We start from the raw sequence: 15,976 nt of genomic DNA, 5'->3' as shown, positions 1-15,976 counted from the left end.
AGCGCCGCGCAACGACCGCGTGTGGCCGCCCACAACCGTAATGGCCCCCAATTTTCATGTTGCACCGCATCCGAAAGAAGCCTATAACCATCCCATTGGATGGTATTCGGATGGAAACATGGAAAACTCGACAGCAAACCTCGCGACTCGCCCAAAGGGCGGTGAGTCGGAAAAAATCACGATCAACCTCGGCCCCGTTGACTTGGGGCAAATCGATCTGCTGGTGCAGGAAGGTTTCTATTCGAACCGGACCGACCTGATCCGCACGGCTATCCGCAACCAGCTTGCGCTGCACGCGCAGGTTGTTCAGGAGACCGTGAGCCGCCGCGCGCTCGTGCTCGGGCTACAGCATTTTTCGCGAGAGGATCTCGAGGCGGTTCGTGCGGCGCATCAGCGTCTCACGATTCAGGTGCTCGGACTGGCCAGCATTGCTGCCGACGTCACCCCCGAACTCGCGCTTGCGACCATTGACAGCGTTGTCGTGCTCGGAGCGTTTCACGCATCCGCTGCGGTCAAGACGGCGCTCGCCGGCAGAATCCGCTAACTGCCCGACGCACGACACTCAACACGATTACCGGACAAAACAGATGAAACTCGATGAAGGTTTTTTGACCTCGATGCGCGAAGCAATGACCTTGCTGCGCACCCGTGGACCCGCCGAAGCGACTGAAGCAATACAACGTGCTCTGGGCGGCAACGCCGAGGGCTCTACGCATGGAACAGCGTCCTGGCATGCCACGCCGGAAGCGTTCACCGTTCCGTTCGAGCGGCCGGCGGCAAAGCACGCCGAGACGGTCAATGCGCGCGAAGCCCGCGCCGATATCCAGGACCGGGGACACTTCAGCACGCACGCGTTTTCGAACGCCGCCGGTCGCCGGCAATATCGGCTGTATGTGCCGGCGGAAAGCCAGGGCGAGCCGCTTCCGTTGATCGTCATGCTGCACGGTTGCACACAGAACGCCGACGATTTCGCCGCGGGCACACAGATGAACGCACTTGCGGAGCGGCATCGATTTCTGGTCGCTTACCCGGAGCAGCCGCAGCAGGCTAATCCGTCGAAATGCTGGAACTGGTTCAAGCCCGGTGACCAGCAATGCGAACGCGGCGAGCCCTCGTTGATCGCTGGCATCACGCGCGAGATCATTGCGGAGCAGAACGTCGATCCCGCGCGCGTGTACGTCGCGGGGCTCTCGGCCGGTGGCGCAATGGCGGCGATCATGGTCGCCGAATATCCGGAACTCTACGCAGCGGCCGGCGTGCATTCGGGTCTTCCGGCACGATGCGCGCACGATCTTCCGTCCGCACTCGCAGCGATGAAAGGCGGCAAGCGTCCGGTGCAGGCGCGGCGCGGCGCGCACGGTACCGCGTCGTTACCGAAGCGGCCGGTGATCGTCTTTCACGGTGACGCCGACGCCACGGTTAACATACGCAATGCGGCGCAACTCGTCGACGGCTTCTCAGTGCGGCCGCAAGGCGACGGCGAGCAGCGTCGGACCGATGCAGGCGGACGCGCGTGTACCGTCTCGCGGCTCGTGTCGGCGGACGGTATCGACGCAGAACTGTGGACCATTCACGGCGCCCCGCACGCATGGGCCGGCGGCAATGCGCGGGGCAGCTATACGGATCCCGCGGGTCCTGACGCGAGCGCGGAAATGTTGCGATTCTTTCTCGAACATCCGCAGCGGCGATAGTGCGGTTGGTTTTCGGTTCGCGCGCGGTGGCGATCGCGCCGACCGATGAATTGCTGTCACTCTGGATAAAGGCAACATGAGACGACTACTAGTTGCTGCGCTCGCAGCCATCTCTTTAGCCACTGGCGTTCATGCGCAAAGCAACGACTCGGGCCCGCTCGATACGCCGTCGGGCAAGCTGCAATTCGTTCGCGCAGGGCATGATTTCACGGCGATGCTCGACAACGAAGTATTCGATCGCTTCGGTGCGAATACGCTCACGCATTTCGACGACATGGGCAACGCCGATGACGCGGTCAGACGCATGCTCGTGCAGACCGATTCGGGTCCGGTGCTTTACGACTTTCGCCACCGTCCTGCACTTGTGCAGCGCGTTGGCGCGCGTATGACGGTCAAGCGCGTGTTCTGGCAAGGCGAGGAAGTCGTGATGCAAGGTTCGCAAGGCTGGTTCGCGTTCAGACGCGGCGTGCTGACGAAACTGCAGTCGTCCACGACTACTTACCACTGATACCCGCAGCAGCAAACAGCACAGACGCAAAGGTACATCGATCCTTTAGCACAGAACGTCTCTAGCTTTTCACTAAACCTTGGTTGGGCGGCGAATTACCGGTTGCTACCATCTCGCGCTCAGACAACCACGGCCGATACAACAATGAAAAGCTCGAGTTCGCATCCGGCGGCGTTCCCCACCATTCCCAGGCTGCGGGCACTCGGTGCCGCCGTTGCCAGTATCGTTGCGCTTGCATCGTGTTCCGGCGAGGTTTCTCCAACACCGCCGGCTGCCACGCCGGTGGCCGCGAAACGCCCGAACATTCTGTACATCATGGCGGACGATCTCGGCTACTCGGACATCCACGCGTTCGGCGGCGACATCGACACGCCGAATCTCGATGCGCTCGTGCAATCCGGACGCATTCTCACGAACCATCACACAGGCACGGTTTGCGCGATCACGCGAGCGATGCTGATTTCGGGCACCGACCACCACCTGGTTGGCGAAGGCACGATGGGTGTGCCGACCGACGAGCGCAAAGGTCTGCCCGGCTACGAAGGCTATCTGAACGATCGCGCGCTGTCGGTCGCACAACTGCTCAAGGACGCCGGCTATCACACGTACATGGCGGGCAAGTGGCATATCGGCTCGGGCATTGTGGGCAGCGCAACGGGCAGTGGACAGACGCCGGACCAATGGGGCTTCGAGCATAGTTACGCGCTGCTCGGCGGCGCCGCCACGAATCACTTCGCACACGAGCCCGCCGGCTCGAAGAACTACACCGAAGACGGGCAGTACGTTCAGCCCGGTCAGCCGGGACAACCGGGCGGCGCGGGCGGCAGCCCGGCCGTGTTCTATTCGACCGATTTCTATACGCAAAGACTGATCTCGTACATCGATTCGCACAGAGGCGACGGCAAGCCGTTTTTTGCGTATGCGGCGTACACGTCGCCGCATTGGCCGTTGCAGGTGCCTGAGCCGTACCTGCACAAGTATGCGGGCAAATACGACGCCGGCTACGACGCGGTTGGGGCGGCGCGCATCGCGCGACAAAAGGCACTCGGCATCATTCCCGCCGATTTCAACCCGTATGCAGGCGCGCCTGAAACGCTCGCGGCTACGCCTGCGACCGCGGGCAACGGCACCGTCAACGCGAAATACGTCAGCGCCGTCCATAGCGCCGCGCAAGGTTATAGCGACTACGGTCCGGGCAATGTGAACAAGTCGTGGGCCAGTTTGTCAGCCGATGAAAAGAAAGCGCAGGCGCGCTACATGGAAATCTATTCCGGCATGGTCGACAACCTCGATCACAACATCGGCCTGCTGATCCAGCATCTGAAAGACATCGGCGAGTACGACAACACGTTCATCATGTTTCAGTCGGACAACGGGGCCGAAGGCTGGCCGATCGACTCCGGCGCGGACCCGACGGCGACGGATACGGCGAACGCAGCGGAGCCGGTCTACTCGACGCTCGGCACCGACAACGGGCTGCAGAACGCGAAGCGCTTGCAGTACGGACTGCGCTGGGCCGAAGTCAGCGCGGCGCCGTTCCGTCTGACCAAGGGCTATTCCGGCGAGGGCGGCGTATCGACGCCGTTGATCGTGCATTTGCCCGGGCAGACCGTGCAGAAACCGACCTTGCGTGTCTTCACGCACGTCACCGACAACACGGCCACGTTCCTCGCCGTCGCGGGCGTTACGCCGCCGACGCAGCCCGCTCCGCCGCTGATCAATTCTTTGACGGGCGTCGATCAGAACAAGGGCAAGGTGGTCTACAACAACCGCTACGTGTATCCCGTCACGGGGCAATCGTTGCTGGCGGTTCTGAACGACCAGTCGAACAGCGCCGTGCATACCGCGTCGTTCGGCGATGAAGCGTACGGCCGCGGCTATCTGCGCAGCGCCGACGGCAAATGGAAGGCGTTGTGGACGGAGCCGCCGCTCGGACCCGTCGATGGTCACTGGCAGCTGTACGACATGACCTCGGACAGAGGCGAGACGACAGACGTGGCGGCGCAGAATCCGTCGATCATCGACGGACTCGTGCAGCAGTGGAACGCATACATGTCCACTGTCGGCGGCGTCGAACCCCTGCGGCCGCGCGGCTACTACTGAGCGGGATTGCTTCTGTCATGAGCATCAGAGCAAGAACGCTTGCCGGCTTTGGCGGCCTGTTCGCCGCCGTTTTCTGCGTCGCGTTCGCGGTCGCGGCGTGGCCCGCGCGAACGGCGGGCTTCGACGATATGAACCGCGCACGCCCGCTTGCGCCGCTCGGCTCAGAAGCGCAGTGCGAGCGCTACGCGGGTCTGCCCGCCGGCTGGCGCGACGACGCGAAGGCCGGCATGGTGCATCTGCATGGCGGCACCTTCGTGCTCGGCAGCACACGCGGCTATGCAAACGAGCGGCCGGTGGGCGACGGCCTTACGCGCGTCGGCGGTTTCTGGATCGATCAGACCGATGTGACGAATGCGCAATTCGCCGAGTTCGTCCGCGCGACCGGCTACGTCACCGACGCTGAAAAGCAGGGCGGCGCGGCGGTCTTCCACATTCCGACGCGGGAAGAAATGAACGCACGCGACCTGGCGTGGTGGAGCTGGGTCAAGGGGGCATCGTGGCGGCATCCGACGGGCGAGGGCAGCAACATCGACGCGCAGATGAGTCAACCGGTGACGCTCGTCACGCAAGCCGATGCGTTCGCGTATGCACAGTGGCTCGGCCGCGACTTGCCGACCGAGGCTGAATGGGAATACGCGGCGAAGGGCGGGCAGGAGGGCGCGGACCTCGACACGGCGCCGCGCGACGCGCAAGGCAAGCCCGCCGCAAATTACTGGCAAGGCGTGTTCCCCGTTCTCAATACGAACGAGGACAAGCATGTGGGTCTGTCGCCTGTCGGCTGTTATGCGGCCAACGGGTTCAAGCTGTACGACATGATCGGCAATGCATGGGAGTGGACCAGGGACGTCTACACGGGCGAACACCAATCGCATACGAATGGCGATACCGCGGCAATCGCACCGCCCACGCACAGACACGATACGCCGATGGTCATCAAGGGCGGCTCGTTCCTGTGCTCGCGAGATTACTGCGTGCGCTACAGGGCGTCTTCGCGCGAGCAACAGGAAGCGGATCTGCCGGCATCGCATATCGGGTTCAGGACCATCTTGCGGGACACCAAAGGATGAATCCGCGACGTGTTGTTAACGCAGCGATCAGCGCGGTATTGATCGGCGCGGCGGCTATGTGGGGAGCAACAGTTTTCGCGGATGCCGCGCAGCCGGTGGTGAAAGTCGGCGTCACGCGCGGCACGCATGCCGAAATCATGAACGAAGTGCGGCGCGTCGCAACCGCTCGCGGACTCGACATCGACGTGGTGACGTTCGATAGCGGTGCGCAGATCGACGCGGCGCTTGCCGCGCATCGTATCGACGCCGCGAGCTTCGAAGACGGCCCAGGTTTTGAAGCGTCGCGCAGAAAACACGGCTATTCGCTTTATGAAGTGGCGACGACGGTCACCCTTCCCATGGCGCTCTACTCGCGCCAACTGACGAGCCTCGCGCAAATCCGTCGTGGCGCCAGCATCGTCATTCCTGACGACCGGGAAGGCATGGCGCGGGCGCTAGTCCTGCTGCAGAACTACACGCTGCTAACGTTCGACGACCGCGCCGGCCTTCACGCGACGTTGCGAGATGTGACGGGCAATCGCCTGAACCTGACGCTGCGTGCGCTGCCCCGCAACCGGCTCGTCGCGGCGTTGAATGCGGCAACGATTGTCGTGATGGACAGCGAGAGCGCGCAACGGGCCGGACTTTATCCTGCACGCGACAGCATCGGCATTGAGGACGCCCGCTCACCGTACGCCGGCGTGCTGGCGGTGCGCGAGGCCGAGCGGGGCGAGCCGTGGGTCGCGCAACTGGTCTCGGCTTATCACTCGAACGATGTAGCGCATTTCATTCTGACGCGCTATCAGGACTCTGTGCGCCGGCCATGGTGAGCGCGTTCCCGCTCGCATCCTGCACGCGCACGGGACCGGCTCTCGAATCCGCTGCTGCTATGAGGCGTCGGCCACGTGGCATGAGTGATCGAGCAGACCTTCGGCGGACCCGCTGCCATTGTCTGCATCGAGGCCGCTGTTCACGACGAGCCAGCCATCTTTCCCTGCCGATGGTCCCGCACCCGTGACAAGGATGGTTTGCATCGCCATTGCATCGGCGTTACGGTTGTCGCGCGAAACAATGCGAAACGGATCGCTCGTGCCGCTCAGCGCGGTAATTCGCATGATCCGGTAACGGTTGCCGTCAAGCGTGTCCCAATGCCATTCGCCGGGCGCGTCTTTCGCGTGGCGCGCGAGCGCGTCGCTGATATCGCGGCGCATGCAATCGATATGAATATGCAACTGGTTTTGCGAGCGGCGGAACTGGGAGTTGATTTCAAGCCCCAACTGATCGTCGCGCAGCGTCCGCTTGACTGAGCGATTCACGTAGTCGCGTGAGGCCCACGCGTCGGCCCAATAACTCTGCGCATGTGGCGCGAGCACGAGCGGACTTTCAATGCCGCTGATACGGTCGGTCGGAATCAGCAGATACTGCGAGCGGCCGACGATATCCTTCAGGATTGCATAGCGTTTGTCGAGATCCACGAACGTGCATTGACCGGGCGTGCCGGTCGCCTGTTGCGAAGGCACGCAGCGCATGTCGACGATCTTCCATAACGCATTGGGATCGACGGCCGCAAGACGCGCGCATCCGGCGGCGGCAAGCGCGAGGCCCAGCGCCGCGACGACGCGCCGGAAGTAACGTGTGCGTGTCTCCGTTGGTCGGCGACCATCGGATCCGGAAAATCGAGGCGTATCTGGAGGTGTTCTTATCGGCGCTTGAGCCTGAACGTGAGCATGATCTTGAGCGTGAGCTTGAGGGCGAGTTATTTCTATCGGCATGTTTTATTTTGCTTAAAGCACGGGCGGCGGCAATGTGCCCAATAACTGTTCGAACGCCACGCCGATGGCGAGCAGACGCCTGTCGCTGCCAAGCGGCCCATCCAGTTCGAGACCGACCGGCAAACCGTGTGCGCTCATTCCCGCGGGCAAGGATAGTCCGGGAATGCCTGACGTGCTGGCCGGATCGGTATTGCGCAGGAACGCTTCCATCGTATCGATGGGCGGCGCGCCGTCGATGGAGACCGTCGATGAACCGTTGATCTCGTCCATCGGCACCGCAGCGAGCCGTGTGGTGGGAAACAGCAGCGCATCGAGACGTTCGTCGGCAAAAGTAGCGGCGATATAGGTCTGCAGCAATGGCCGCCAGTGATTGAGCGCCGCCTCGTAATGCGCGTCGAGCGAGCCTGCGATCACCGCGTCATAAATTGCACGCACATCGGGGCTCGCGATGCGAGCCGCCAGTTCGCTGACGGTCAGCACCGGCGCCTGGTTGGCGACGAGCCAGGCGTTCACATCGTCGCGCGCTTCGTGAATAGCGATCGGGCCGCCGACCATGCCGTTGAGGTCGTTCAGTTCGCTCATCGCCACCGGCACGAAAACAACGCCCGCAGCTTCGAGCCGTTTCAGCGCGGCGCGCGCGACGTCCTCGACCTGCTGCGCGAGACCTTCCCACAGCGGCGCCGGCAAGCCGATGCGCAAGCCGTTCAGCGCGACGGTGGGCAACGCACCCTCGCCGGTAATCACGCCGTCGAGCAGCGCGATATCGGCTACTGTGCGCGCCATCGGCCCCACGGTGTCGCGGGTATGGCTGATCGGCACGACGGCGTCAGGGTCGTGATAGCGCCGCTCGGCGCCGCCATTGCCAACCGACGGACGAAAGCCCGCGGTGCCGGTCAACGCGGCGGGGATGCGAGTCGAGCCGCCGGTGTCGGTGCCGAGCCCCGCGGGCGCAATGCGTGCAGCGATTGCCACCGCCGTGCCGCCCGACGAGCCTCCGGGAATCAGCGTGGGATCGTACGGATTGCGCACCGGCCGGGCATGCGTCGCGAGATTGGTACTCGTGATGCCGAACGCGAGCTCGTGCATGTTGGCCTTGCCGAGAATGATCGCCCCGGCGTCGATGAGACGTTGCACCGAACGGGCGTTGGTGCTGGGCACGAAACCTTCGAGAGCAGGCGTGCCTGCGGAGGTCTGCAGTCCCGCGGTATTGATGTTGTCTTTGACGACGACCGGCAGTCCGGCAAGCGGCAGTTGCGCTCTCGCCGACGCGGGCAGCGCGTCGATGCGCCGGCCGGCCGCGAGCGCGCCGTCGAGATCGATCACGGTCAGCGCGTTGAGCGTGCCGAGCGCCGCCGCTCGCGCGAGAAGTGTCGCGACGTAATCTGTTGCCTTGAGCCTGCCCGACTGGATCGCGGCGACTGCGTCGGTTGCACTCAACGCAAGCTGTTCATCGACGGTCCATGTCATGGACGTGCTCCTTGTCATGCAATGTTTGTTTGACGCGAACGGGTGATGAAACGCAACGCGAATCGCGCGAGCGTGGGCACGAGCCGCGGACGCAGCAGCCGCACGTCATAGCCGCTCATGCGGCGCTCGTTCTCCGCGAGGCATAGCTCGATGAGTTCCGGCGTTTCGAGCCCTTTGCCGATCACACTGCTGTTCGCGGGCAGGAAGTTCGAGTCGTGCGCGACGCCGTTCGCGTCGATGCCTCTCGCGATCGCCACGCGCTCCCAGATCAGCACGGCCCAGATCGCGGCCACGCGCAACGCGTGCCACGGCCTGCGCCACAGCGGCATGTTATGTCGATGCCACGCGACCCAATTAACGAAAAACAGGATGTGGCGCGCTTCTTCCTGGATCACGGGCTCGAAAGTTTCGACGAGTGCTTCGGGAAAATAGCCTGACTGCTGCGCGGCGCGAAACAGGCCGAACGCGAAGAAGCTGTCGATGCACTCGCTGTAGCCCGTGCGCATCCATGCCCATTCGGGATCGCGCGGCGGCGGATAGTGCGGTTCGGGCGCGATCTCGATGCCGTATGCCGTAATCAGTTTTGCGAGCACGCGTTTGTGACGGGCCTCTTCGTCGCCGTCCATCGTAATGGCTTCGCGAAGCAGCGGGTCGCTCAGTTGCTCGGCGTAAGTGTGAACGTTGATCGACGCGCGGCCTTCGGTCTGCACCGCAATGTCCCAGATGGGCAGCGAGCACAGCCGCTCGAGGGCATCGGGCGACAGCGCAGGCCAGTCGATCACGGCGGGTTTGTAGGGATCGTGAGTCTCGAGCAACATGCGGCAGAACATGTGCTTGTGCGCCTCGGAGCCGATCTTCACGCGGGCGGTGCCGGTGAAGGTCCAGTGGCGCAGGCTGTGGTCTTCGGCAACATCTATCAATGAGTCGGACATGGCAAGCGTACAGAGAGCGAACTCGATGTGTCGCCTATTCTGTCACATTGCCCCGGGATACGGCGCCTGCGGTGCACTGCCGGCGCCTGATGATCGTGGCGACTGGGCGGCACTGCGGGTCACTGCGGGGTCACTGCTGATTATCGACCCACATGCGTCCCCAGCGAAACGCGTAGTCGAGTGCATGTTCTTCGTCGAAGAAATAATCGAGCGCGTCGAAACAATATGCCTGGCTGCGGCTCGCGCTGGCTTTTTCGATGGTCAGGTTGGCGGCGAACAGCCCATTGGGCAAACGTTGCGCGGCCGGTGCAACTTCGTAGCCCTTGTAGCGAATATGTGAATTCATAGTTGTGGCAGTGAAGATGCCCGCTTATGTTGCAAGGAGCCGGTGCATATGACGCCACGCGTTTGCGTGGGCATCAGGCGGCGGATGAGTCGGCGGGCAGGCTCAAGCGTAGGCCGCACTGAAGGGCCCGTGAACCAATCTTTCTTCGCAAGCAAATTAGCGGAGGTCCGGAACGCTTGTCAGAAGACCGGGTAACGGCATGTTTGCCGGTTTCGGACACACTATCCCGCGCGCAACGTTATTAGTCTGTTATGTGGCGCACGGTTCGCACAAGCGCGAGTGCCCCGGGTCCGCGAATGCGGCCGGGGGCGTCGTAGGCGAGGGGTATTAAACCGCGTGCAGCAGACGTGCGGGTTGTGCGTGCTGCTGTGAGGTGCCCGATGCATTCGGGCTTGCCGCGCGATGCGCGTTGAAGGCCAGCGCGAATTGCGCGGCTTGCTGGCCGACCGTAGCGAGTTGATCGACCACCTTTGCGTCGGAACAGGTGTCGACACTATCGAAGCGCGTTTCGAGCGTGTTGATGCCGGCCCCGAATGGCGTCGGCCAGCCGCGCAACGCGTGCACGATCGAGCGCAGAGAAGTCAGCACAGAACCCGCGGCTTGCCAGCCATAAGCGGTCACGATGCAGCCGACCGCGCGGCCGTCCAGATACGGACGCTCGTCGGCGCGTAGTTCCTCCAGCGTGTCGAGCGCGTTCTTGACGAGTCCGGAGACGCCGCCGTGATAGCCCGGCGTCGCGATGATCAGCGCGTCGGCGTGGCGCACGGCTTCGATCAGTTCGAGCTGTTCGTCGGTGCGTTCGCTGTGTTCCGGCGCGTAATGCGGCAGGCTATGCAGGAACGTGCCGCCGAACAGCCGGGTGGTGGCACCCGCCGCCTGAGCGCCGCGCAGCGCAAGGCCGAGCGCTCGCTCGGTCGACGAGGCCGCCCGCGTCGTGCCGCCAATGCCGACAACGAGCGGCCGGCGGTTATGGTCGAAACTGGTCAACGAAATGCTCCTTCTGTAGCGGATCACGGCGCTTTCGCGCGAGTCCGCGCTGAGGCGGGCCCGGCTAAACCGGACTTTGAAGCACCATCTTAATGAGCGCGAGGCCCCGCACGAAGCGACTTTTTGTTCTAACCATATAACCGCGAGGCGTGGGTGTGCGCCTGGGTGGCTCCGTCCGTGTCGATTTGCGCCGAGCGCATCTGATTGTCCGCACTTCACCGGCCCCGATAAGCATATGGCGAACAATTGGTTGGGGGCGCAAGTGGTGGCCGCTATGATCGAAGCGTCTCCTCCATGACACTCCTTGACATGGGACTCGGCCTCGCCACCTTCGTGGCGGGGCCTTTTTTTGTCCGCCGGTTCGTACGACGTGCAGACGCCGCGCGTTCACGGTCCAGCCGTTTATCGCGTGCTACGATGGTCCGCGACACGATACCCGGCGAGTTCGAGCAGGCAAATGGCAACCCTCTATGACACCCTCGGCGTGCCCATGCACGCCACCGGCGAAGAAATCAAACGCGCGTACCGCAAGGCCGCGATGAAGTGGCATCCCGACCGCAACGTGGGCGCCGAGGAAGTTGCGCGCGCCACCTTCCAGGAGATTCGCGACGCCTACGCGATTCTGTCCGACGCGCAGCAACGCAAGGTGTACGACGCCGTCTACGCCGAGCAGATGGGGGAATGGGAGCGGCAGCGCTCGCGCCATCAACAGGCACAGGCGGAGCGCGAGGCAGCGGCACGTGCAGCAGAAGAGGCGGCTTACGCCAGAATGGTCGCACTTGCAATGCGTTTCGCCGACGAAGGCCATAACCGCGATGTCGTGTTCGGCGTACTGCTCGGGCGGGAATGCGATCCCGCGCGCGCCGCGCAGATCGCGGATAGCGTGGCGGCGTTGCAGGCTTCGCGGCGCGAGACAACGGTGAACGCAACTGCTACTGAGGCCGCGCCCGGCGAAGCGGGCGCCGACAGCTCATTTGAACCGGCAACGGCGGGCGCTCATAGCGAAGAAACTGCCGATCGCGACGCGCATGCCGCTCGCGCAGCCCACGGCAAACGCGAGGAAGCGGCAGGGGAGACACATCCGGCCGGAGGCTTGGGCGGGCTGTGGTTTCAGTTCCTCAATGGGCTGAAGTTCTGATTATCTGGCTTCGCTCGCCCACTTCAGGGCGTTTCCAGGGGCAAATTCCCGTAGCGCGCGGATTAAAGACATCGTACTGTCACGGGGGCGCAAGACTCAGCGGGCACAATCGCACATAGAAGATACAAAAACAGAGTACGGGGTAAGCGTGACCAGGAAATATAAAGTGCTGTTTCTCTGTCGTGAGAATTCAGCACGCAGCATCATGGCGGAAGCTTTGCTTCGGGAACTGGCTGGGCACCGGTTCGAGGCATTCAGCGCAGGGCCCGAGCCGGCCTTGCGGGTTCATCCATTGACGGTCGCGCAATTGCGGCCCGGCGTGTCGGACCTCGGCGTGCTATGCCCGAAAAGCTGGCTTGAATTCACAGGCGAATGGGCGCCCCGCATGGACCTCGTGGTCGCGCTCGACGCGAGCGTTGCGGCTCCGCATGCGCCCGCCTTTCCGGGAGACCCCGAACTCGCTGCCTGGCATTTTGCCAATCCGCTCGCCGACGGTATATCCGAGTCAGAGCGCGTTCGCGTGTTTCAAAAGGTGTTCTGGCAAATCGTGCGTCAGTTAAGCGCCTTTATTGAAGCGCCGCAAGATGCGCTGCTGTCGCGAGCGATGTCGGCCCGCGGTGCACGCACTCGTGCTCCTGCCAGTTTGCCCAACCTGTAACGTGTAGCGATAGCGCGGCGCCGCCGGCCACTCAGTGCTCGTTCGAGCGCGCGAGCGGACTGCCTGCAAATGGATCGTTCTTCCAGTCGACGCGCTTTTTCGGCTGCGGCGCGGGTGCGGGCGGAGCCGATAATTCAAAATGGTCGATTGATTGGCCTGCGCTGATTGCCTGCTTGAGCCATTGGGGCATTTCCCCCTGGCCGTCCCAGCTGTCTCCTGTCGCGCTGCGGTAGCGTGCGTTCTTTTGCGTGGCAGGTTCGGATGCTAGCAGGGCGGCAAGGTCTTCCGGTTTGATGCCAAACTCTTCCATGCGATGGCGGAGATACGCAATCATGCTATCTCGCTTCCTTTCGTCCATAAGATATTAGTCCTTCTAAAGCGTCCAGCGTTCTGTCAAATGCAGATTGCGAGGGAAACCCGCGAGAGCTTCGAGTCCAATTAAATGGCGCCGGTCCGCGGTGAGGTTATTGATCGAAATTGGAAACAACGATGATGACGATGCACTGATTTGGGCGGCTGGTCTCGCGTCCACGCACTGTCTTACGACGGCGTTCCGCGCGCGGCCCTTTCTTGTGGTTATGACAGCATCATAACGCACTGCGCGCGCAATGCACGCACCGTTTTAACTGATTTTGTCGCATTTGAACGCTCATGCGAAGGTTGTTCGCTCCGCCCCCAGTATTGTTCACCGTTTCCGTGCGCCAATTTGAATTCCGTGGCGGCCGAACTATAAAAGAATAGCGGAGAGAACAATCCGTGTTTTCCAGCCTGAGGCGCCTGATCCCGCATCGCACTAGCGTATCCGGCGCCGGCCAGGGCGCGGGCGACTCGTTGCTGGTTGCATTCGACGGGTCGACGCAGCGGGCCCGCGTCGCTATTGGCACTTGCGTCGGCCTCCATCGGCCAGAAAGTTTTTTACGCAGATCGATTATTGGGGAGGGGCGATACTGCTGCGCCGGATTCAAGGAGTCTGGACCATGAAACTTCGTTTATTGATGGCGGTGGTGAGCGCCGTTCTTTTCCTCGCACCGCGAGCCGCAAACGCCGACGACGCGCCAACTCAGCCGGGTGCCGGCACAACCTCCGGCCACAGGCTGATGCAGCACGCGAACGAATCGGCACAGGCAACGACCGACATGTCGTTAATAGAACCCGCGGGAACGGCTTCTCAGTCCGTTCAGAATGTCTCTTATGGCGGGACGGCGGCAGGGCGCTCAGAATCGGGAACCCGGCAAAATATGCCCTGTTCGGGTGGCCCGCAATGCAGGATTTACTTCGGGCGGTAAGCCGCGCAATACGTCGAGGTGGCGCGCTCCGAGCTGGCGCACCGCCTCGCGTTTCCGTTCATGCCAGCGCGGGTTGCGCGCTTGTGTCTTCGGAGCTTTCGACGATGCGGCTCACCATCGCCTCGACTCCCGGTCCTTGCATCGCGGCGCGCTCGCCGAAGCGGCGAAACTCGTCGAGCAGCGAACGCCATGACGCATGCCAGCGCGTTTCCTTGATACATGTACCCGACGGATCGGCGATCCGCAATATGCCGCTGTCGGGATAAAAGGTCAGGGTGACCGGCATGCCGTCGATGACGCAGGTCGCGGTGCAGGGGCGGGTGCTAACCATGTTCGAATTCCTTTGAGTGAGCGATGAGTGCGCTAGATGCTGTCCGCGCATTCAGCAAGCGTCATGCCCAACGCTGCCGTGCGTCGCCGTCGCAGGAAAGGTGAGCGCACAACGACGCTCGAATCGCTCGAATAACCCCACCCGCAACTGCAATTTTTCGCAGGGCTCAGCGAGCGATTTAATACGATGTTAAGGTGTGTTCCGTCCAGCATGCACCCACCACTTCGTCGATCGAAATTCAGAGCAGGCCAATATGGCCTGCTTTTTTACTCGTGCCGTACAGCTTGCGAGTCGATCTTCGAAGGTGATTAGCAATGTGCAGTTGCTCTAATCCCATTCGTTGTTAATAACTCGCAAACAATACTATGTTAAGAGAAGATAATCTGCCGGCGAGCGCCGTCGCGCCCGGCGATGCGCCATCGTCGTCGCTACGCTCGTGGCTCGCAGTCGTGGCCGTTGCGATCGGCGCCTTCGCGTTCGTCACCACGGAATTTTTGCCGGTTGGCCTGTTGCCGCGCATCGCCGCCGATCTCGGCGTGTCTGCCGGTACGGCCGGTTTAATGGTCACTGTGCCCGGCGTAATCGCCGCGATCTCGGCGCCCGGCTTGATGCTGGTCGCGGGTCGAATGGATCGGCGGCTCGTGTTTCTGTTACTCACGGCCTTATTGCTTGCGTCGAATCTGATTTCCGCGTTTGCGCCGAACTTCGGTTTGATGCTGGTGGGCCGCGCATTGCTCGGCGCCGCGCTGGGCGGTTTCTGGACACTCGCGACTGCGGCGTCCGGGCGCCTCGTGCAGCCGAAAGATTCGGCCCGCGCAATGGCCACCATTCTCACCGGCGTGACCTGTGCGACGGTGATCGGCGTGCCGCTCGGAACCTTCATTGCCAGCTTCGCGTCGTGGCGCGCGTCGTTTATGGCAACGGGCGGTCTCGTCGCGGCTGCGCTCATCGCGCAGTTCCTGTTCGTGCCGTCGTTGCCGTCGAGCGTCGCATTGCGGCTGAACGATCTGGTTTCGCTGCTGCGCAGGCCCTATCCGCGCAGGAGCATGTTGATGGTCGGGCTTGTGTTCGGCGCGCATTTCTCGTCGTACACGTACATCACGCCGTTCCTGCTGCGCAATGCAAATCTCTCGATGGCGACTGTCACCTGGTTGTTGCTTGGCTTCGGCATCATCGGGTTCTTCTCGAACTTTGCGGTTTCGTCGACGGTCACGCGCAACCTGAAAATCTCGCTCGGTGCAATGATCTCGCTGCTGATGTTCGCGCTCATCCTGCTGCCCATGTTGCAGCATTCGTCGATCGGCGTCGTCGCGCTCGTGCTCGCGTGGGGCGTTTCTTTCGGCGCGTTGCCGCTGTGCTTCAGCATCTGGATTCAGCAGGCAACGCCGGATTCACCGGAAGCGGGCTCTGCGCTTTTTGTGAGCATCATTCAGGTGGCGATCGCGGTAGGCTCGCTAGTCGGCGGTATCGTGGTCGATCAGATCGGCATTTCCACCGACTTCCTGTTCGGCAGCGGCCTCGCGTTGCTCGGCCTGGCGGCGCTCGTGAGCTTCGGCCGAAGCGGCGCGGGCAAACTCGCGCCGAAAGCGGTAGCTTGCGCCGAGTGCAGTGCGGCGTGTGGAGACTAGTCACGCAATCAGGTCTGCGGGCGTCGATGCGGTATTGATTTTCAAGCGCGCGCCCGCAATTTCGTTTGCTGACTACCTATACA

Annotated in this window: 17 protein-coding genes; 10 read left to right on the top strand and 7 right to left on the bottom strand. The window is 62.6% G+C overall.

Translation table 11 applies throughout. The features are described from left to right. Positions 1–118 precede the first annotated feature (118 nt). The 6 genes from J2W46_RS02560 to J2W46_RS02535 all read left to right on the top strand — a co-directional run bounded on the left by J2W46_RS02560 (position 119) and on the right by J2W46_RS02535 (position 6,178). The gene (locus J2W46_RS02560) at positions 119–544 is read left to right on the top strand and encodes a CopG family transcriptional regulator (RefSeq protein WP_020066275.1); all 426 of its coding nucleotides are present in this window, start codon (positions 119–121) and stop codon (positions 542–544) included. Between the two features lie 43 nt (positions 545–587). Further along, positions 588–1,691, top strand: coding sequence for an extracellular catalytic domain type 1 short-chain-length polyhydroxyalkanoate depolymerase (locus J2W46_RS02555; protein WP_310351020.1), 1,104 nt, complete (start codon positions 588–590; stop codon positions 1,689–1,691). Between the two features lie 76 nt (positions 1,692–1,767). After that, positions 1,768–2,199 (top strand): hypothetical protein, encoded by a 432-nt coding sequence (locus tag J2W46_RS02550; protein WP_310351016.1) that lies wholly within the window; start codon positions 1,768–1,770, stop codon positions 2,197–2,199. Between the two features lie 144 nt (positions 2,200–2,343). Beyond that, positions 2,344–4,302, top strand: a complete 1,959-nt coding sequence (locus J2W46_RS02545; RefSeq protein ID WP_310351013.1) for an arylsulfatase — start codon at positions 2,344–2,346, stop codon at positions 4,300–4,302. Between the two features lie 17 nt (positions 4,303–4,319). Further along, positions 4,320–5,369: a formylglycine-generating enzyme family protein gene (locus tag J2W46_RS02540; RefSeq protein ID WP_310351011.1), complete on the top strand. Its 1,050-nt coding sequence runs from the start codon at positions 4,320–4,322 to the stop codon at positions 5,367–5,369. Continuing rightward, the gene (locus J2W46_RS02535; protein ID WP_374726797.1) at positions 5,366–6,178 is read left to right on the top strand and encodes a MetQ/NlpA family lipoprotein; all 813 of its coding nucleotides are present in this window, start codon (positions 5,366–5,368) and stop codon (positions 6,176–6,178) included. The genes J2W46_RS02540 and J2W46_RS02535 overlap by 4 nt, the downstream gene beginning before the upstream one ends. Positions 6,179–6,235: 57 nt before the next feature. On the opposite strand, the gene J2W46_RS02530 is transcribed toward J2W46_RS02535, so the two are convergent. The 5 genes from J2W46_RS02530 to J2W46_RS02510 form a co-directional block, all read right to left on the bottom strand. Further along, positions 6,236–7,120, bottom strand: a complete 885-nt coding sequence (locus J2W46_RS02530; protein ID WP_374726796.1) for a CDP-diacylglycerol diphosphatase — start codon at positions 7,118–7,120, stop codon at positions 6,236–6,238. 12 nt (positions 7,121–7,132) lie between these two features. Further along, positions 7,133–8,587 carry an indoleacetamide hydrolase gene (gene iaaH, locus J2W46_RS02525; protein ID WP_310351009.1) on the bottom strand — a complete coding sequence of 485 codons (1,455 nt, stop codon included), beginning with the start codon at positions 8,585–8,587 and terminating at the stop codon, positions 7,133–7,135. A gap of 14 nt (positions 8,588–8,601) precedes the next feature. Continuing rightward, a complete protein-coding gene (locus tag J2W46_RS02520; protein ID WP_310351007.1) occupies positions 8,602–9,519 on the bottom strand; it encodes a ferritin-like domain-containing protein in 918 nt (305 codons plus the stop codon). A gap of 130 nt (positions 9,520–9,649) precedes the next feature. Further along, positions 9,650–9,865 carry a hypothetical protein gene (locus J2W46_RS02515; RefSeq protein WP_020066265.1) on the bottom strand — a complete coding sequence of 72 codons (216 nt, stop codon included), beginning with the start codon at positions 9,863–9,865 and terminating at the stop codon, positions 9,650–9,652. A gap of 327 nt (positions 9,866–10,192) precedes the next feature. Beyond that, positions 10,193–10,852 carry an NADPH-dependent FMN reductase gene (locus J2W46_RS02510; protein ID WP_310351004.1) on the bottom strand — a complete coding sequence of 220 codons (660 nt, stop codon included), beginning with the start codon at positions 10,850–10,852 and terminating at the stop codon, positions 10,193–10,195. A 457-nt stretch (positions 10,853–11,309) separates the two neighbouring features. On the opposite strand from J2W46_RS02510, the gene J2W46_RS02505 reads away from it, so the two are divergent. Continuing rightward, on the top strand, positions 11,310–11,990 hold the full coding sequence (locus J2W46_RS02505) for a J domain-containing protein (protein ID WP_310351002.1): 681 nt from the start codon (positions 11,310–11,312) through the stop codon (positions 11,988–11,990). 205 nt (positions 11,991–12,195) lie between these two features. Next, complete coding sequence (locus J2W46_RS02500) at positions 12,196–12,648, top strand: low molecular weight phosphatase family protein (RefSeq protein WP_310350999.1); 453 nt, start codon at positions 12,196–12,198, stop codon at positions 12,646–12,648. Between the two features lie 31 nt (positions 12,649–12,679). On the opposite strand, the gene J2W46_RS02495 is transcribed toward J2W46_RS02500, so the two are convergent. Next, positions 12,680–13,006 carry an H-NS histone family protein gene (locus J2W46_RS02495; protein ID WP_088173890.1) on the bottom strand — a complete coding sequence of 109 codons (327 nt, stop codon included), beginning with the start codon at positions 13,004–13,006 and terminating at the stop codon, positions 12,680–12,682. Between the two features lie 619 nt (positions 13,007–13,625). Between J2W46_RS02495 and J2W46_RS02490 the strand changes: the two genes are divergently transcribed. Beyond that, a complete protein-coding gene (locus J2W46_RS02490) occupies positions 13,626–13,934 on the top strand; it encodes a hypothetical protein (protein WP_310350998.1) in 309 nt (102 codons plus the stop codon). Between the two features lie 58 nt (positions 13,935–13,992). Here J2W46_RS02490 and J2W46_RS02485 read toward each other — a convergent pair whose 3' ends face one another. Further along, positions 13,993–14,265, bottom strand: coding sequence for a hypothetical protein (locus J2W46_RS02485; protein WP_087753327.1), 273 nt, complete (start codon positions 14,263–14,265; stop codon positions 13,993–13,995). A 365-nt stretch (positions 14,266–14,630) separates the two neighbouring features. Here J2W46_RS02485 and J2W46_RS02480 point away from each other — a divergent pair, with 365 nt between their 5' ends. Beyond that, positions 14,631–15,893 (top strand): MFS transporter, encoded by a 1,263-nt coding sequence (locus tag J2W46_RS02480; RefSeq protein WP_310350996.1) that lies wholly within the window; start codon positions 14,631–14,633, stop codon positions 15,891–15,893. Positions 15,894–15,976: the final 83 nt, after the last annotated feature.

Origin of the sequence: Paraburkholderia strydomiana (genome assembly GCF_031456815.1) — a bacterium.
Classification (GTDB): domain Bacteria; phylum Pseudomonadota; class Gammaproteobacteria; order Burkholderiales; family Burkholderiaceae; genus Paraburkholderia; species Paraburkholderia caledonica.
The sequence above is the reverse complement of the archived record's forward strand: the minus strand, read 5'-3'. Positions and strand labels throughout refer to the sequence as shown.